The following is a 16,313-nucleotide window of genomic DNA, read 5'->3' on the forward strand; positions in this document are numbered from 1 at the left end:
GAAAGCTGCCATTGCCAAGATATCGCAATGAATGTTGGCAGTCGTTAGGGGGGAGTTCGAATCTCTCCTTCATCGCCATATTCTACAAACGCAAACCCCTGATTTTCCTAGAGAAAGTCGGGGGTTTGTGGTTTTTTGCGTCTCAAAAATGGCCATATGGGACTGAGATGGGACTGGCGCACTGTTCTGGTGCGGAAAAGGGGGGCTTGTAAGTGAGCAGTTCAATCTCAATCGGCCGCCTTCAAATTATTCAAAGGCGCAGGGTCTTTCGGTCAGTGCCAGCTGGAAAGCTGTCCCCAACTTCAACTCGCCGCGCGATCAACGTCCGCTTTCGTCGACGCTCCAAAAACATTCGCTCGCACGGTTCAATTGCTCATCGAGCGATTCCCATGCAAATCCGGCATTGCGGATTAGCATCCCAATAATCTCCACAAGCCTTTGCATCTGCTCGATGGTTTCCTTTATGTCGCTCCACTTAATGCCTAATTTGCTGATGTCAACAAACTGATATCTGTCTGCCACACAGCGCACTTCTGTATGCGCAGAAACCTTGTCGCGGATGGTTTGGAATGACTTCATCTTTGGGCTAGTAGACAACGCTGCCCATAGGCCAGTGGCCTCGCAATACAGTTCATCGAATTGGGCTCCACGCTCGGCCTCTTCACTCAGCTCAATGCGTCTGAGAGCTTCAATTATCTCCGGGTCACTTTCGCCCTCAGCCGCAGGAAGTTGCCAAGCAGCAAACTGTTCGCGCAGTGTCTGTCTCACCCCATCGTCGGCTAGCTCCCGAATATGATTGTGTAGGCTCGGAGTTCGCCGGTCGTCATCAAGCGTCAGTTTTGCTATGTCCTGTATGCATGAAAGGAATAATGAGTGTTTGAGGATGCTAAATCCCATACCCCGCTTTCCCGAGCCACGATTGGCTACTACAGCGTCGTCGTAAAGCATCGGGGCAAGGATCGAGTACCTTTGGCGCATCTGAATAAAGGCATCGAGCAAGTGAGATGCGTGAGCCTCAAGTTTATCTTTCTGGGTTGGCATGAGTAGTGAACCACCATAGCTGCTATAGACATAGGATGACCGCTTTACACAGAGAGCTGCCATTTGGATAGAGCTTCCATCACACTTCATTAGCACCGACTGAGGGTAGCTCAATAGGCTGCTCGACGAGACTTACCTAGCTTGAGCCAATGGCGATATGAACTAGGATCTCCAAATCTCTCGCTCAAGGACGAATCCATGTCATATGCATCAGACTGCAATATCGCCACGGCAGATGCCCTGACATCACTACTGCACAACCAGCATGCCCTCGGTGCAGCGATCGAAGAGATCACCCATTGGATCTCAGGAACTGGCGCAGACGATGTTGCCGATAACGCCGTCGCGGCCTTGGAAACATTGGACAGAAATGCACAAGCGCTCACCGACGCGATCATGCGACTCAGAAATTCGTAGTGGCCTACCGATAGGCAGAATTCCAGCCTATGTTCAATCGGCCCCCACACCCGACCCCGGTGTGGGGGCCTTTTTTTGTGGCCGTGGAAGCCGGTCCCCCCAGGGCTGGTCTACCATTCCCTCTATATCTGGTTGATCTCTGGACGTGGGAGTACGCATGACTGATGCATTGGCGGCACTGAAACTGCCGAACGCAGTGGAGGTGCAAACCCTGAAACTGCTGCACCAAATTGAACTGGCACACACGGCTGACGACCTGTTTCGCGCCAGTGATCGTGCCGAAGGTTTCGTGCTGGGCCTGGAGAGGGTCAAGGTGCTGAACGCGGCCAGTATCGAAGGTTTGTATAAGACCTTCGAGGCAGAGGCCACGGCGCGGCGTCAGGAGCGCGAGCAGTGATCATTGAAGGTATTCACGAAGAAGTGTTGCGCGCCCTGGTCGAACAACACGCGGCGCACGCTGGGTGCCGGTGCGCTCGCGACGTGAGTCACTGCGCACCTGGGCCAGCTTGACCGCCGTGGGACGTTTTGCCGAAGGCGTGGGCCTCAGCGGATTCAGTGTAGACCTGTAACCGGTAATAGCTTCAAGGCCATTTCTACAGACCTACATCCGACTGCCTTTGCTTGAAATACGGGCTTCCGGCGGCCCGAATTCTTTCCGCAATTTGTTTTGAGGTCCTGGTTTCACTACCCTAAAACGAACAGAGAATTTGTGTGGTGCGGAAAAATCATCACCATAAGGTTATGATTTATAAGGAAAAAATAATGGACTTAAAATCCCCCGCTCGTAAGGGCGTGCCGGTTCGATTCCGGCTTCGGGCACCATAAATATCAAGGGCTTGCATGACATATGTCATGCAAGCCCTTATTTATTGTGCAATGGAAATGTTTTCCACGCTCCTGACTGGCCATTCCGTCACCGTCTGGTGCTTGGAAATCCACTCCTTTCTTCAGCGTCGACTGCATCCATCAGCGAGTAAGCGTTTCCGGCGCCACCACCCACACACTACAAGGCATTTTGTACAACAGATGCTCGACCGTACTGCCAACCAGTCGGGCGATTCCTCGGTGAGTGACGCGGCCCATTACGATCACATCGATGTCGTACGCATCGGCATAGCTGGAAAGCACCTTGGCGGGATCGCCCACAATCATGTGCTGGTTCTCTGCCGGAATGTTGTTACGTTCAGCCACCGCCTGGAAAGCTTCGCCTTGGGCGTCGAACAGTTTCTTGGCTGCGGTGGAAGAAAAGATCGCGGACGCGTTATTGAAGCCGAACTCGGCAGCGCTGATCGATGACAGGTCATGGGCATAAATCACGTCCAGGCTGCCATTGCAGACACTGGCCAGTCTTGCTGCTTCGCGCAGGATCCGATCGTTGAGGCCCTGGTATTGGCCATCACGATGGAAGGGGTCGACCGCTGCGACGATTCGGCGTGGCAGAGCGTTTTGAGCGTGGCTGACAAAATGCAGCGGCACCGGGCATTCGCGCAACAGGTGGATGTCCAGCGGGGTGAACATCAGTCGCGACAGAACTGATTCGTGCTCCAGAGCCTTTATAAGGACAGCCATCGGCTGTTCCTTCAAATGAATGAGGATTTCCTTCAAGGGATTGTCCACCCAGACGACTTCCGTGGTGACGGTCACTCCGATCTTGCGCAGCGGCCGGGCCTGGTCTTCGAGCCATTGATGATGGCGTTCGACATAGCCCAGGCGCATCTGCTCCAGGGCTTGCTCGTTGACCATTCCTGCGGTCGCCAGGCCCTCCAGATAATCAAACGCGACAATATGCAGTGCGGCATCCGACGCTTTGGCCAGTGCGGCGGCGCGGTCGAACGCCGGACTGTTTTTCATCAGCGGCGACACGACCAGCATCAACCGCGATTGCTCAGACATGACTGGACTCCCGTGGGTGGTCACCCAGGCATTGCGCTGCATGCCTGGAATCAGTGAGTAGTGGGGCATGCGCTTATCCTGGAGCGAGCCAGCAGGGCGGGGTTGATATTTATCAACCAGACATCACCGCGTAGTCGTGAGCGGATGTACGGTCGAGCGAGACCACTGATCCGCGGATAGTTGACCATTATCAACTACGACCCTGCCGCCGCGGCTCAAGCTCTGCTCTGCACTCACCTGTCGGCGTAGGGAAAGCCATCATGGCCACCATGAAAGCCGCAATATTCGTTGAAAAAAACCGCATCGTGCTCGATGACAAGCCGATTCCCGAGGTCGGGCCGCTGGATGCGTTGATCCGCGTGACCACCACAACCATTTGCGGCACCGACGTGCATATCCTGCGCGGCGAATACCCTGTGGCCAGAGGACTGACCATCGGCCACGAACCGGTCGGCATCATTGAGCGATTGGGCTCGCAAGTACGCGGTTTTGTCGAAGGGCAGCGGGTGATCGCCGGGGCCATCACCCCCAGCGGGCACAGTTACGCGTGCCTGTGTGGCTGCGGCTCGCAGGACGGCCCCGACACTCGGCACGGCTTCAAGGCCATCGGCGGCTGGAAGTTTGGCAACACGATCGACGGTTGCCAGGCCGAGTACGTGTTGGTGCCGGATGCACAGGCCAACCTGTGCCCGATCCCCGATGAGTTGAGCGATGAACAGGTGCTGATGTGCCCGGACATCATGTCCACCGGGTTCTCGGGGGCGGAGCGCGGCGAGATCGCCATCGGCGACGCTGTCGCGGTATTTGCATTGGGCCCGATCGGCCTCTGCGCCGTGGCCGGAGCACGCCTGAAGGGCGCCACCACGATTATCGGTGTCGACGCGGTGGCCGAACGCATGGCCATGGCGCACCGACTGGGCGCGACCCATACCGTCAATTTCAAGGACGGCAATGTGGTGGAACAGATCATGGCGTTGACCGATGGCCGTGGCGTGGATGTGTCCATCGAAGCGCTGGGCACCCAAGGCACGTTCGAGTCGGCATTGCGGGTGCTGCGCCCGGGCGGGCGTTTGTCCAGCCTCGGGGTGTATTCCAGCGATCTGCACATCCCGCTCGGCGCGTTTGCCGCCGGATTGGGCGATTACAGCATCGTTTCCACTCTGTGCCCGGGCGGCAAGGAACGCATGCGTCGACTGATGGCCGTGGTGCAGAGCGGTGCCGTCGATCTGTCACCGCTGGTGACTCACCGTTTCAGACTGGACGACATCGAGCAGGCGTATGAGTTGTTCGCTCATCAACGCGACGGGGTCATGAAAGTCGCAATCACTCCTTGAAAGCACCTTGGCGTGCCGCTGAAACCGGGGTTTCCATGAACATCAAGATCACTGAAAAACACGCTCCCCACGGCTGGGTCGTGCACATGGATGACTGGGATGTGGGCTTCATGAGCCTCAAGGCTGCGCAGGAATTTGTCGAGGTGCTTGAGGCCCGTATCAACGCCCCTCACGAGTGGCCGAATGCGTTTGCCCAGCCGTTGCCAGCAAGGCCGGCAACGGCTCGCCGCATCAGCGCAAGTGTTGAATGCTCGCCATAAGCCGAGCAGGGTGCGCAAACCCTGCGGGACGCTACCCATGAATGAGGTTTTTGATCTGTCCGGCGCCGCTGCGGCGTTGGGGATCGGCATGCTCATCGGTCTTGAGCGTGAACGGCACAAGGGTACTGGCGATGCGCGACACTGCGCCGGCTTGCGCACGTTCGCCATTACCGCGCTGTTGGGATATGTCGCGCTACAAGTCGGCGGTGGCCTGCTGCTGGGGATCATCGCTGTCTGTGTCACGTTGCTGACCAGCGTCGCGTACTGGCGCAGTCAGAGCGACGATCCCGGGGTGACCAGCGAGGTGGCATTGATCGCGGTGCTGGTTCTGGGCGCGTTGTGCGCAACCGCGCCGGCGCTGGCCATTGCCCTTGGCGTGGTGATCGCGGGCCTTTTGGCGTATCGCCAGGCGCTGCATCACTTTGCCAACAGCCAGTTGTCCGAAACGGAAATGCGTGATGGCCTGATCCTGCTGATCGCAGCGCTGGTGATACTGCCTTTGGCACCGGACCGATATATCGGCCCGTACGCCGCGATCAATCTGCGCACCATTTGTACCGTGACGGTGTTGCTGATGCTGGTCGGCGCGTTCGGCCACATTGCCGTGCGCGCCCTGGGCTCGCGCTATGGCTACGTCATCAGCGCGATTGCATCCGGCTTCGCCTCCAGTACCGTGACGATCGCGACCATGGGCCAACGCCTTGCCCATGAGCCGGACAACATCCGCATCCTCAGCGCGGCGGCGATTTTTTCCAATCTCGCGACGGTGATACAGATCGGCCTGATCCTGACGATGGTTGATGCGGATCTGCTGAACAGTTTATGGGCGCCACTGCTCTTCGGCTTGATCGCTACGATGTTGTACGGCGCCTGCCTGATATTCCCCGACCCCACGCGAGGGAGCCGCAGCAAGCCGGTCGACACGGCAGGAGCGTTCAATCTGAAACTCGCGGTCATCGTGACACTGACCCTTACCGGCATCACATTCGTCTCCTCGGCCATGCTCAGCCACTTTGGTCAGGCAGGCTTGTGGCTGACCGCAATGCTTTCGGGCTTTGCCGATGCGCACTCTGCCACAGCGTCCATCGCCAGCCTGGCCAAGGCGGGCCAGGTGCCTTATGACTCGATAGCGGTGCCAGCGCTGATTGCCGTCAGCAGTAACTCGGTGAGCAAATGCGTGGTGGCGTGGGTCAGCGGCGGCAGGCGTTTCGCTGCCTGCGTGATCCCGGGCCAGATATTGCTGACCTTGGCCATGTGGGCGGGCACTGTGCTGTTTTGAGCGCAATCGGTGCTCTTGCTGATAAAGATCAAGCTGCCAATGGCCACAGCATTCACCCTGAAGTCTGTTTCTCCTGGCTGGCCGCATGCCGAGGTATCCCATGTCACAGACTCCGCGTTTACTGTTGATCGCTCCTTCAGCCATGGAGCGCACGCCGGCGTTCGAGCGCGCGGCTGCGCTGGCCCAGGCCATGCAGTTGCCGCTGCACATCGTGGCCTTCGACTACTTGCAGGCGCTGGCCGTGGCAGGGCTGTTTGCCCCCGAGCAGATCCGCCTCGCCCGCGATGGTTATCTGCGCACTCACCGGCAGTGGCTCGCAGAGCAGGCTTCATTGCTGGCGAGGCATCAGATCATGGTCACCAGCGAAGTGATGTGGGTCCAGGATCCCTTCGCCGAGATCCTGCAGTTCATCAACGAAATGCCGTTGCTATTGATCATCAAGGATGTGCAGCACGAGTCCGTGCTGGAGCGTATTTTCTACACCCCGCTGGACTGGCAACTGTTGCGCGATTGCCCGGTGCCGGTGCATCTGGCGACCGACGACACCCATCCGCGCCCGCGCCGTGTGCTGGCCATCGTCGATGTCTTGCGCAGCGAAGAGCAGGACTGCCTGTTCAACGATCAAATCATCGATGCCGCCGCCCAACTGGCCGCGCAGTGCGATGCCGGTCTTGATGTGGTGCATGTTTACGACTGGACGGCGGTTTGCGCCACGGAAATGGGGTTCGGCGCATTGCCGTTGGCCACCGGGATTCATGAAGCGCTGGGCACTGCGCAGCGTGAGGCATTTACGGCCTTGGCCGAGCGCCACGGCGTGCCGGTCTCATGCCGGCACTTCATCGAGGGCGCACCGGTGCGCAGTATCTGCGGGTTCGCCATCGACAAGCAGATTGACGTCATTGTCATGGGCACAGTGCAGCACCACGGCTTGAGCAAGTTGTTAGGCACCACCGCCGAACAGCTGCTGCATCGGGCACCTTGCAGTGTGTTGGCGATCAAGCCGCAACCCACACTGCAATCCTGAAACACGATCGCCCCGAGGTGCGTCGTTGGCCGACTCACCTCGGGGCGATTCATTTACAGGTCAAGACGATGAATGACCTGGCGTGCGTCGTCCGGATCATTGTGGGTTTCGAAGCCCAGGCTTTTGGCCAGATCGCGCATCGCCGCGTTACTGGCGGCATCGACCGAGTACATCTGGCGGAATCCGTTGCGGCGGGCTGCCTTGATCAGATGCTCCATCAGCAACGTGCCCAGCCCCAAGTGCTGCCATTCATCGGCGACCGTCACCGCGCACTCGCATTGATGGGCGCCTGTGCCGGCATAGCGGCTGATGCCGATTTCGATCAACTTGCCGTTCTCGTGAACCAGTGCAATGAAGGCGGTGCGCTGTTTGTTATCGGTGTCCATCAACTGGTCTAGCAGAGCGGTGCCGGGTTCGCTGATCTGGGCGAGAAAACGCATGTGCCTGGATTCGGGCGACAGGCGCTTGATGAAGTCGTATTCGCGCAGGCGATCCTTTTCCGTGAGGGGCCGGATCAATACATGGCGGCCGTCCTTGAGCGCCTCAATCCAGTATTGTCCGGCGACCGCCGCATAAGCGGCCACGGCCTGATCGTTGTGGTCTTTGACGGTGAGCATGATCATTCTCCATCCGGTTCGAAAGGCTGGCGGACGCTGAAAAAGCGTCCGCTTGCCTTCCTTCTACGCGGTTGCCCACGGCGACATCTGATCTACATCAGACGCCTCTTTCATTGACCCGGGCTTGATGTAAATCAACGCCGGGCAAGGGCGAGCGGGCGCAGTCTTGAAGCCTGCCGGCCCACCGCGCCGGTGCCGAGCGGAGGTGTGTGATGGGCCAATATGAACGTCTGTTGCTGGTCGCCGACCAGACGCTGCATCAATCGGCGGCGATGCTGCGTGCCATCGCGCTGGCCAAGGCGAGCGGGGCGGCGCTGGATGTGCGGGCCTTTGTTTCGCCGGTGCCGATCACCCATCTGTGGGAGGAAAAAATCGATGACGTGGATGCTCAGCGCTATCAGCGGCGCTACCGTCGCTGGGTGGCCGATGAGCTCGAGCAACTCAGCAACCAGGGGCTGGACGGCACGGTTGATGTGGTCTTTTCCAGCCATCCGCTGCTGGACATCCTCAAGACCGTCCATGTGCTCAAGCCCGACCTGTTGATCAAGGATGTGCGACTGGAACCAGCGCTCAAGCGCGTGTTCATCACGCCGCTCGATTGTCACCTGCTGCGTGAGTGTCCGATTCCCGTGCATCTGGTCAATCAGATTCGCTATGCGTTGCCGCATCGTGTCGTGGCAGCCGTGGACCCGTTCGATCCGGATACCCAAATCAGTGGCTTGAACGACGTGATCATACGGTCGGCGAACGCTTTGGCGTTGCAATGCGACGTGCCGTTGCACCTGCTCTGTGCCTACGATTTGTCCGCTGCCTTCAACGGCGAAGCGCCAGTGGTCAACGGTGGCTGGAACGAAGATTTGGCGAACGAACTGCGTCAGACACTGCATCAGGCTTTTGTCGCCCTTGCCGATCGCCACGGTGTGCCCCCTGAGCGTCGACACTTCGTCATGGGCCATCCAGTGCAGGTCATCAATGAGTTCGTCGAGCAGTACCTGGCCGACGTGGTGGTGATGGGCACGGTTCATCGCGTGGGCATCGAACGCGTGATCGGCAGCACCACCGAGCGCGCCTTGTATTCGGTGCCGGGGAGCATTCTGGCGGTGAGGAAAGAGCCTGTGCGGTGAGCATGATCGCAGCGTAGCGAGCCGGCCTGTTCGCTGGCTCGCTAGGGTATTGCATAGATCCTGAAGAGCTTTTTGGCGGCACTGCTGGCGCCGCCCAGATGTTTGTCGAATGCCTGTTCAATTTCGCCGGATCGGTACATTTCACTTAGCGCCGTGTCGACCAGCAGACGGAAATCCTCATCCTCTCGATCCACTGCCATCGCCGTCGGTGCGTACTCGAAAATCCGCTCCAGCAGCACCAGGTTGCCCGATGGATAATTTCTGGTCAGCAGATGCTTGAGCATCATGCGTTCAGCGAAAAACGCATCGGCTTTGCCATTGGCAACCAGATTCAGACCGGCTTCTGCGTTCTCTACCGTGACCAGCGCGGCTACTACACCCAGCAATCGCATCTGCTGTTGTATCCACGTCTCCGTGACCCCGCCGGCGATGGCGGCATAGGTCTGATTGGCCAGACCACGGTTCACCGTGGCTCGCCATGTTGGCCCGGTATGGGCCACTTTGCCATTCAGCACATTGAGCAAGGTTTCGGACGCATCCTGGCGCACCACAGCCGAGAGGCCAGCGGTGTAAATCGGCACCGAGTAACTGACGATCCTGCGCCGCGCCAGCGTGGGTGGGGTCGGAGTACAAAGAATGTCGATCCTGCCGGAACTGACAGCGCTCATCTCGTCGTTGAGCGAGACCGCTTGGTACTGGATTTTCAGCGCCGGCAGATTCAGATCGATCCTTACCCTCTCGGCTATTTTCAGACAGAGATCGATGGCATAGCCGCTGGCTTTATCGGCGGCCTGATCACTGAACGGCATGAAGTCAGGCACGTAGCCAAGGGTGATCGCTTGACTGGCACGGATGCGCTCCAGCGTGTTGCCATGGGTCACTACCGGTAGCAGCGCAAGGACGCAGGCGAGCAGCAGGTGGTGGGCTCTGATCAGTTTCACGTTCATGCGCGCGGTTCCTCGAATTCAGATTTCTGTGCTGTACCGAAGACTTCGATCAAGGGTTATCAGGCCGGGGGCCGACAGGCGCAGGGGCATCGACAAAACGTTTGGCAAGGAAACCGTAAAGCAGGTAGCCGAACACCAGGACCAGGATGCCGCCGAACACCGCGTCCTTGCCGCAGGCATACAGCGCATACAAGGAATAGGCCACGGCAACCACTAACAGCAGGGTATTGCGCGTGTATACGGCGGCGCTGACTCTGGCTTTGTACATCATGACCAGCAGCCCGGTGGCTGCCGTCACGTAGGGAATCAGGTTGGTCACCGCGGCGAGGCTGACGAGTTTTCCAAACTGCGCACTCGCGTTCGGCGAAATGGTCGACAGCGCCATCAAGGTCTGCAGGACGCTGCAGACCAGCATCCCGACGATGGGGGCGTTGCGAGCGCTGACCTTGCAGAACAGTTTTGGAAACATGCCCTGATCAGCGGTCACCTTGGCCGTTTGCGCCAAGGTGAACTGCCAGCCCAGCAGCGAGCCGACACAGGCCATTACCGCGAGCGCCATGATGATGTTGCCGACCAGGGGATTGAACATGTGCGCATAAACGAGCGCGAAAGGCGCTGACGAGTTGGCCAGTTCGGCGTTGGGAATAATGCCCTGAATGACCGTCGTCGAGAGCACATAGACCACCGCTGCGCCCAATGTGCCGAACAGACAGGCCAGCGGTACGGTGCGCTTGGGGTTTTCCACCGCATCTGAGGCCTGGGCTGCCGACTCCATGCCGAGAAACGCCCAGAGCGTGAGGGGAATCGCTTTGCTGATGGCCTCGGATATCGGTAGCTGATTCGGGTTCCAGGCGGCGATGATCAGCTCGGGTTTGAACCAGAACCAACCGATGATGCTCAAGCCCGCTACAGGAATGATCACCCCCCACACCGTAACCGCGCCAATCCTGCCGGTGATGCCTGGGCCGCCGAAATTCGCCACGGTGGTCAGCCAGAGCAGGCCGACCGTTCCAACGAATAAAGGAATGGCGCCGCTTCCCAGCCAGGGCATGAACGACGTCATGTAGCCCACTGCCGAAATGGCCACCGCCACGTTGGCGATGGCCAGCGACAGGAAGTACAGGTAAGAGCACAGAAAAAAGCCTGACTTTGCATGCGCCTCTTCGGTGTAGGCGGATAGCCCGCCTGAGCGCAGGCAGAAGATGCCGCATTGGGAAAAGCAGTACGCGATAGCCATCGAGCCGACAGCGGTGACGATCCATGACAGCAATGAAACAGCCCCGAGTTGGGCCATGCTCGTCGGCAACATGATGATGCCTGAGCCCATCATGTTCACCGTCACCAGTGTGGTGAGCCCCATGAGGCTCATTTTCTTGCTTGAGTCGGCCATCGGAGTTCCCTCGATTTGCGCAACGCGTCACCGCTCAGCCATCGAACGCACTGGGAGACAGGCTCAGGCTGCCGACGAAAATGGCGACGGGCTATCTGAGCAACCGCCTGAAAAGGCTCATGCGCCTGCCCATTCCTTTTGCTGTCAGGGGTGTTCGGGCAGACGCTTGATCACGTTTTCCTCACAACCCTAGTCGCGGCAGACGGTGGCATTTCTGACAATTATCAATCAATCCGATTTGCCAGCCGTGACACCCATGGATTGGCACTCAAGCCATGGAGCAGCACGCTGAGTAAAACGGTACAGGCCGCCACGGCTACCAACGTCCGACCGGTTTGCAGAGGGTAGTCCAAAATCATTATGGCGAAGACGATGCTGGCCAAACCTCGCGGGCCGAACCAGCCGATGAACAGGCGGGTTTCGAAATCGAAGCCGGTTCCCGCCAGGCTGACAAGTACCGGCACGATGCGAATCACGGTCAGACTGAGCAACGCATACAGCCAGACATCGACCGTGAAACTGCTCCAGACCGAAGGGATCACCAGCGCGCCGAACACGACCCAGGTGATGATCGACAGCAGGCTGGCGAACTCTTCACTGGCCTTGAGCAGGTCATGTTTTTGTTCAGCAAACAGATAGCTGGCGAGCAGCCCGCCGACGAATGCGGCGATAAACCCGCTACCACCCAGTGTCTGTGCGGTGGCAAAGCAAAGCACCGCCAACCCGGGCAGCGTCAGCTGCGACCACATCGGTGTCTGCCAGTGATGTTTTCCAGAGTAGCGCTGCATCAGCCAGGCCATGAAAGTCAGGGTGCCGCCGATGAGCGCGCCGATACCAAGCTCCTCGAAAAACAGCTCTATCGCCAGCGAGAGGGGGGACTGCGTATGCTCTTCGATCAACAAGGCCAGGAACATCAACAACACCGGAACACAAATGCCGTCGTTGAGCCCGCTTTCCACGTTCAATCCCTCGCGCACGGGCGCCGCAACCTTGGGATTGCTCACGACAGCCTTGCCCAGCGCTGCGTCTGTGGGGGCCAGAAGGATTGCCAGTAATGCCAACTCGATCAAGGGCGCCTGCGGGAACAGCCAGATGCCCAGCAGCCAGCCGCTCAGCATGGTCAGCGGCAGACCGATCAACAGCAAGCGCAGCGGTAATCCTTCGTGCGCCTTGAGCACCTTGAGATCGGCATTGGCTGCATCACTGAACAGGACGATCGCCAATGTCAGTTCAGCAAGGATCCTGAGACCGTGACTGTCGATCCGTGGTTGCAGAATGCCCAGAAACGCCGGGCCGAGAATCAGACCCGCCAGCATGAACATCAGTGGTCCATTGAGCAGACGTGACTCGAATCGCCCGGCAAATATGCTGTAGGTCAGAAGAAAAGCGGCAAGCAGGGCGAGGTTCTGATACATGACCGCTTGCCTGTTGTGATGGCTGCCACAGCCATGGCAGTACGGGCCTTCTCAGGCGGGCATGGACGGGCTCAATGAGTCTGGCGGTTGCAGCCCGACACCATCTGCTTGAGGCCGTCCATGTTGCGGATTTTTACGTCGCGTGCGGTGATTTCCACCAAACCCTGATCGCGCAAGTGGGCAATGCCGCGGCAAATGGTTTCCAGACGCAGCCCAAGGTAGGAGCCGATTTCTTCGCGGCGCATTTTCAGCACGAACTCTTTCGAGGAATAGCCACGGGAGCTCAGGCGTTGCGAGAGGTTGAGCAGGAAAGCCGCCAGGCGCTCATCGGAGTTCATGTTGCCCATGAGCATCAACATGCTGTGATCGCGCACGATTTCCCGGCTCAGCAACTTGTTGAGGTTGTGCTGCAGGGAGGGAAGGCTTTGCGCGAGTTTTTCCAGCTGTGCGAAGTGAATCGGACAGACTTCGCTGTCTTCCAGCGCATACGCAGTACACGCGTGTTGATCGATGCTGATGGCGTCGAGCCCGAGCATTTCGCCGGGAATATGAAAACCGGTCACTTGCTCGCGGCCATCGACGGAGACCACGCTGGTCTTGAACGAACCTATTCGCACGGCGTACAGCGAGCGCAGCGGGTCCCCGGTCCGGTAGAGCGCGGCACCTTTCTTCACCTTGTATCGCTGCACGATCAGCGTGTCGAGCCGCTCGACCTCCGGGCCCGTCAAACCAAGCGGCAGGCATAACTCGACCACACTGCAGTTGGAACAGGCAGTTTTGAGAATCGGCGGGGGCGAGTGGGCTTCAAGCATGGATTAGCAGCCTCCAATGAGTGTGATAAGCATAGAAGTCTTCGCAGCGCATGTACTTTTCGTTTGGCGTGTCAGCGTGATTACGGACGAACGGCGGGGAGGGAACTCACAGAAGCGTCGGGCTCTTCGCCGCTCTTGTATTGCAGGGTTAATGGGGAGACTTGATGCATATCAAGCGTGGCGGTTGGCAGAGTTGCAGAATCGTCCGATGGCGCTGACTGGAAACACTCGTGATGTTCAGGCTCAAACGCATTCTGTTGATCGCACCTGCCGAAATGACCCGCACCCCGGCGTTTGATCGCGCCCAGGCACTTGCTCGGGCCAGTGGCGCGTTGCTGCACATCGTGGCGTTCGATCATGTCCAGTCCCTGGCGTTGGCCGGTCTGTTCGATCACGACTCCATGGCGCAAGCGCGTGAAGGCTATTTGCAGATGCATCGCAAGTGGCTGGAACAGCAGGTCCGGTTTCAACGTGGCGCCGGCGTGCAAGTCAGCACCGAAGTGGTCTGGGCCAGGGCCACGCCGGCGCATGTACTTGAATACATCAATGACTTTCATGTCGATCTGGTGATCAAGGACGCTCACCATGTTTCGGCACTCAATCAAACGTTTCACCAGCCGTTGGACTGGCTATTGGTACGAGATTGTCCCGCCTGCGTGCATCTGGTCACCGAGGCCGCACATCCGAAACCCTTGAAGATACTGGCGGCCATTGACCTGTCGCATCTCGAGGATCTGACCCAAGGGCTCAATGACCGGATACTTCGCGTTGCATCGACATTGGCAGCTAAATGCGATGCGTCGCTGCACTTGTTGAATGTGAGCAATTGGTCAGTGGTGGGTGATGCGGCGATGAGCGTGCCGAACTTGAGCCTGGACCACAGCTTGTGCGATGCGATCAACGACACTCAGCAGGAAGCCTTCGATACGCTGGCCGAGCGCTATGGTCTCGATGAACAGCATAGCCACCTGCTCTCAGGTGTCCCGTACCGGGTGATCGAAGACTTCGCCCGGCAAAACGCGTTCGACCTGCTGGTGCTCGGCATCTGTCACCATCAAGCGCTGGACGGCTTTATCGGCGGCACGGCCGAATGCCTGATGAACCGGGCTCCTTGCAGTTTGATGATGGTCAAGGCAATGCCTGCCACAGCCTGACCGGTCATCGCAGCAGTTGATGGTATTCGGTTGGGGGTAATCAATCAGTGACTGCGCCCGCCGTGTGCGTAATGCCATTGTTGCCAGGCGTGCCGATATTTCTCATCGGCACGTTTCCTCGCTTCAGTGAACTTGTGCATGGTGTCTGGAGAAAACGGCTCTTCAAGGACGGCATAGGCCCGTTCGCTGAGCCGATCGGCTTCGTGAAACAGTGCGCCACTGTCATCGATCGCGTCGGGGACATTGGCGGTTGTCATGGCTGAATCATGGATGACCATATCGTGAACCTCGCAAAGCAAGAATGAGGGTGGGTTGCGGACCTGTCACCCTGTGGCCGCATCTGTAACTTTCACGCGTTCGAGCAGCTTGTGACTGTCCCTGATCCGAGATGCGGGCGCAGCCGAGTCATGACTCTATTTCGATCCAGTTTGTCGTCGCAGCGATTGATCCAGATCAATGTCGCTCGCCAGTTTCATCGCCGCTTTGTCGGTTTTCCAGGCGCTTGCGCAAGGGTGGTGGACAAGCCTCGATATTCAGGTTCTTCAGGGGGAGGACGAGCACCAGGGGCCTTGCATATGACATTTATCAAGGAAGTCGCCGGGCTATGGCGCAACTTGGGTTGACGTTGTTGTCCGGTTCTTTCGGCCCGGGTCAGCTGCGTGTGACATGAGCGCAGACGTCCATCTCTCTGGAGACAAACATGAGCCAATATCAACACTTGTTGCTGATCATCAACCCGGCCCTGCGCCATTCCCCGGCGATAAGCCAGGCCGCCGCCCTGGCTAAAGCCAGCGGCGCGTCGCTGCACATCGCAGCCTTGATCAAATGGTGGGATTTCCTGTCGCTGCTGGAGGAAGGGGATCGGGCAAGGGCCCGTGCGGCCTATTTGCAGGACCATCACGAGTGGCTGGCAAGCCAGGCTGCCAGCCTGCGAGCCGAAGGTTTGCGGGTGACGACGGAGGTTGGCTGGTCCGAAGACATGAAACGGGAGATCCTCGATCACGTCACCGTGAACCAGCCCGACTTGCTGATCAAGGAAGAGCAGCACGAATCCTTACTCAAACGCGCTTTGTTTACCCCATTGGATTGGCAGCTGCTGCGTGATTGTCCGGTGCCGGTCTACTTGTTGGGCGCTGCTGGCCCGGGTCTGCCGCGCAAGGTCGTAGCGGCAGTGGATGTAGCTGCAAGCGAAGATGATGGGGGCGCTCTCAATGACCGGATCGTCGAACAGGCCACATCCTTCGCCACTCAGTTTGGTGCAGAGTTGCACCTGTTATATGCCTATGACGTCTCGCAAAACTATCTGGAGGAAGTGGTGAACAACTGGACGGTTTCGGAATTGATGAATGCCCGGCGCCAGGAACTGCAAGTGCATTACAGCGCTTTGGCGAGGAAATTCGGTGTGATGGCCGAGCACAGGCATAGCAGGGAGGGACATCCCGTGGCGGCGATCAGTGAGTTTGCCGAAGAGCACGATGTGGACGTGATTGTGATGGGCAGGGTTCAACGTCACGGGCTGGAAAAACTGCTGGGAAGTACCACCGAACATATTCTGTACCAGGTTCCCTGCAGCGTACTGGCGGTCTAGCGCAAACGCTGGTGCACC

Annotated in this window: 18 protein-coding genes; 10 read left to right on the top strand and 8 right to left on the bottom strand. The window is 58.5% G+C overall.

What is annotated here, in order from left to right; genetic code table 11:
* On the top strand, positions 1-212 hold a 212-nt coding region (locus ACYSTU_RS17290), incomplete at its 5' end, for a hypothetical protein (RefSeq protein WP_499000366.1).
* 106 nt (positions 213-318) lie between these two features.
* On the opposite strand, the gene ACYSTU_RS17295 is transcribed toward ACYSTU_RS17290, so the two are convergent.
* Positions 319-1,041: an AbiU2 domain-containing protein gene (locus tag ACYSTU_RS17295; RefSeq protein WP_123442784.1), complete on the bottom strand. Its 723-nt coding sequence runs from the start codon at positions 1,039-1,041 to the stop codon at positions 319-321.
* 198 nt (positions 1,042-1,239) lie between these two features.
* On the opposite strand from ACYSTU_RS17295, the gene ACYSTU_RS17300 reads away from it, so the two are divergent.
* Both ACYSTU_RS17300 and ACYSTU_RS17305 read left to right on the top strand, forming a co-directional pair.
* The gene (locus ACYSTU_RS17300; protein WP_123442613.1) at positions 1,240-1,458 is read left to right on the top strand and encodes a hypothetical protein; all 219 of its coding nucleotides are present in this window, start codon (positions 1,240-1,242) and stop codon (positions 1,456-1,458) included.
* 157 nt (positions 1,459-1,615) lie between these two features.
* Positions 1,616-1,855, top strand: a complete 240-nt coding sequence (locus ACYSTU_RS17305; protein ID WP_123442612.1) for a hypothetical protein — start codon at positions 1,616-1,618, stop codon at positions 1,853-1,855.
* Between the two features lie 569 nt (positions 1,856-2,424).
* Here ACYSTU_RS17305 and ACYSTU_RS17310 read toward each other — a convergent pair.
* Positions 2,425-3,351, bottom strand: a complete 927-nt coding sequence (locus ACYSTU_RS17310; protein ID WP_499000899.1) for a universal stress protein — start codon at positions 3,349-3,351, stop codon at positions 2,425-2,427.
* 260 nt (positions 3,352-3,611) lie between these two features.
* Between ACYSTU_RS17310 and ACYSTU_RS17315 the strand changes: the two genes are divergently transcribed.
* The 4 genes from ACYSTU_RS17315 (at position 3,612) to ACYSTU_RS17330 (ending at position 7,248) form a co-directional block, all read left to right on the top strand.
* Positions 3,612-4,685, top strand: a complete 1,074-nt coding sequence (locus ACYSTU_RS17315) for an NAD(P)-dependent alcohol dehydrogenase (RefSeq protein ID WP_122610502.1) — start codon at positions 3,612-3,614, stop codon at positions 4,683-4,685.
* 35 nt (positions 4,686-4,720) lie between these two features.
* Entirely contained in the window at positions 4,721-4,945 is a 225-nt protein-coding gene (locus ACYSTU_RS17320) for a hypothetical protein (protein WP_024012770.1), read from the top strand.
* A 37-nt stretch (positions 4,946-4,982) separates the two neighbouring features.
* Positions 4,983-6,224, top strand: a complete 1,242-nt coding sequence (locus ACYSTU_RS17325) for an MgtC/SapB family protein (RefSeq protein ID WP_499000370.1) — start codon at positions 4,983-4,985, stop codon at positions 6,222-6,224.
* 100 nt (positions 6,225-6,324) lie between these two features.
* On the top strand, positions 6,325-7,248 hold the full coding sequence (locus ACYSTU_RS17330; RefSeq protein ID WP_217878043.1) for a universal stress protein: 924 nt from the start codon (positions 6,325-6,327) through the stop codon (positions 7,246-7,248).
* Between the two features lie 53 nt (positions 7,249-7,301).
* Here ACYSTU_RS17330 and ACYSTU_RS17335 read toward each other — a convergent pair whose 3' ends face one another.
* Positions 7,302-7,865 (bottom strand): GNAT family N-acetyltransferase, encoded by a 564-nt coding sequence (locus ACYSTU_RS17335; protein WP_024012773.1) that lies wholly within the window; start codon positions 7,863-7,865, stop codon positions 7,302-7,304.
* Between the two features lie 212 nt (positions 7,866-8,077).
* On the opposite strand from ACYSTU_RS17335, the gene ACYSTU_RS17340 reads away from it, so the two are divergent.
* Positions 8,078-8,989, top strand: a complete 912-nt coding sequence (locus ACYSTU_RS17340; protein ID WP_024012774.1) for a universal stress protein — start codon at positions 8,078-8,080, stop codon at positions 8,987-8,989.
* Between the two features lie 41 nt (positions 8,990-9,030).
* Here ACYSTU_RS17340 and ACYSTU_RS17345 read toward each other — a convergent pair whose 3' ends face one another.
* The 4 genes from ACYSTU_RS17345 to fnr form a co-directional block, all read right to left on the bottom strand.
* On the bottom strand, positions 9,031-9,936 hold the full coding sequence (locus tag ACYSTU_RS17345; protein WP_350483352.1) for an amino acid ABC transporter substrate-binding protein: 906 nt from the start codon (positions 9,934-9,936) through the stop codon (positions 9,031-9,033).
* Positions 9,937-9,985: 49 nt separating this feature from the next.
* A complete protein-coding gene (gene potE / locus ACYSTU_RS17350; RefSeq protein WP_499000376.1) occupies positions 9,986-11,326 on the bottom strand; it encodes a putrescine-ornithine antiporter in 1,341 nt (446 codons plus the stop codon).
* A gap of 224 nt (positions 11,327-11,550) precedes the next feature.
* Positions 11,551-12,741 (bottom strand): cation:proton antiporter, encoded by a 1,191-nt coding sequence (locus ACYSTU_RS17355; protein WP_499000378.1) that lies wholly within the window; start codon positions 12,739-12,741, stop codon positions 11,551-11,553.
* 71 nt (positions 12,742-12,812) lie between these two features.
* Positions 12,813-13,553: a fumarate/nitrate reduction transcriptional regulator Fnr gene (fnr, locus tag ACYSTU_RS17360; protein WP_499000381.1), complete on the bottom strand. Its 741-nt coding sequence runs from the start codon at positions 13,551-13,553 to the stop codon at positions 12,813-12,815.
* A gap of 233 nt (positions 13,554-13,786) precedes the next feature.
* Here fnr and ACYSTU_RS17365 point away from each other — a divergent pair, with 233 nt between their 5' ends.
* On the top strand, positions 13,787-14,707 hold the full coding sequence (locus ACYSTU_RS17365) for a universal stress protein (protein ID WP_217878049.1): 921 nt from the start codon (positions 13,787-13,789) through the stop codon (positions 14,705-14,707).
* A gap of 44 nt (positions 14,708-14,751) precedes the next feature.
* On the opposite strand, the gene ACYSTU_RS17370 is transcribed toward ACYSTU_RS17365, so the two are convergent.
* On the bottom strand, positions 14,752-14,964 hold the full coding sequence (locus ACYSTU_RS17370) for a hypothetical protein (RefSeq protein ID WP_225914367.1): 213 nt from the start codon (positions 14,962-14,964) through the stop codon (positions 14,752-14,754).
* 443 nt (positions 14,965-15,407) lie between these two features.
* Between ACYSTU_RS17370 and ACYSTU_RS17375 the strand changes: the two genes are divergently transcribed.
* The gene (locus tag ACYSTU_RS17375; RefSeq protein ID WP_499000384.1) at positions 15,408-16,295 is read left to right on the top strand and encodes a universal stress protein; all 888 of its coding nucleotides are present in this window, start codon (positions 15,408-15,410) and stop codon (positions 16,293-16,295) included.
* Positions 16,296-16,313 lie beyond the last annotated feature (18 nt).

It is taken from the genome of Pseudomonas glycinis (assembly GCF_054871425.1).

What these genes read in the sequence shown, in the direction of transcription:
- ACYSTU_RS17340 (WP_024012774.1), top strand. Translation starts at nt 8,078, where the DNA reads ATGGGCCAATATGAACGTCTGTTGCTGGTCGCCGACCAGACGCTGCAT.
- ACYSTU_RS17330 (WP_217878043.1), top strand. Translation starts at nt 6,325, where the DNA reads ATGTCACAGACTCCGCGTTTACTGTTGATCGCTCCTTCAGCCATGGAG.
- ACYSTU_RS17345 (WP_350483352.1), bottom strand. Translation starts at nt 9,936, where the DNA reads ATGAACGTGAAACTGATCAGAGCCCACCACCTGCTGCTCGCCTGCGTC.
- ACYSTU_RS17355 (WP_499000378.1), bottom strand. Translation starts at nt 12,741, where the DNA reads ATGTATCAGAACCTCGCCCTGCTTGCCGCTTTTCTTCTGACCTACAGC.
- ACYSTU_RS17370 (WP_225914367.1), bottom strand. Translation starts at nt 14,964, where the DNA reads ATGACAACCGCCAATGTCCCCGACGCGATCGATGACAGTGGCGCACTG.
- ACYSTU_RS17320 (WP_024012770.1), top strand. Translation starts at nt 4,721, where the DNA reads ATGAACATCAAGATCACTGAAAAACACGCTCCCCACGGCTGGGTCGTG.
- potE (WP_499000376.1), bottom strand. Translation starts at nt 11,326, where the DNA reads ATGGCCGACTCAAGCAAGAAAATGAGCCTCATGGGGCTCACCACACTG.
- ACYSTU_RS17335 (WP_024012773.1), bottom strand. Translation starts at nt 7,865, where the DNA reads ATGCTCACCGTCAAAGACCACAACGATCAGGCCGTGGCCGCTTATGCG.
- ACYSTU_RS17295 (WP_123442784.1), bottom strand. Translation starts at nt 1,041, where the DNA reads ATGCCAACCCAGAAAGATAAACTTGAGGCTCACGCATCTCACTTGCTC.
- ACYSTU_RS17310 (WP_499000899.1), bottom strand. Translation starts at nt 3,351, where the DNA reads ATGTCTGAGCAATCGCGGTTGATGCTGGTCGTGTCGCCGCTGATGAAA.
- ACYSTU_RS17300 (WP_123442613.1), top strand. Translation starts at nt 1,240, where the DNA reads ATGTCATATGCATCAGACTGCAATATCGCCACGGCAGATGCCCTGACA.
- ACYSTU_RS17375 (WP_499000384.1), top strand. Translation starts at nt 15,408, where the DNA reads ATGAGCCAATATCAACACTTGTTGCTGATCATCAACCCGGCCCTGCGC.
- ACYSTU_RS17365 (WP_217878049.1), top strand. Translation starts at nt 13,787, where the DNA reads ATGTTCAGGCTCAAACGCATTCTGTTGATCGCACCTGCCGAAATGACC.
- ACYSTU_RS17325 (WP_499000370.1), top strand. Translation starts at nt 4,983, where the DNA reads ATGAATGAGGTTTTTGATCTGTCCGGCGCCGCTGCGGCGTTGGGGATC.
- ACYSTU_RS17305 (WP_123442612.1), top strand. Translation starts at nt 1,616, where the DNA reads ATGACTGATGCATTGGCGGCACTGAAACTGCCGAACGCAGTGGAGGTG.
- fnr (WP_499000381.1), bottom strand. Translation starts at nt 13,553, where the DNA reads ATGCTTGAAGCCCACTCGCCCCCGCCGATTCTCAAAACTGCCTGTTCC.
- ACYSTU_RS17315 (WP_122610502.1), top strand. Translation starts at nt 3,612, where the DNA reads ATGGCCACCATGAAAGCCGCAATATTCGTTGAAAAAAACCGCATCGTG.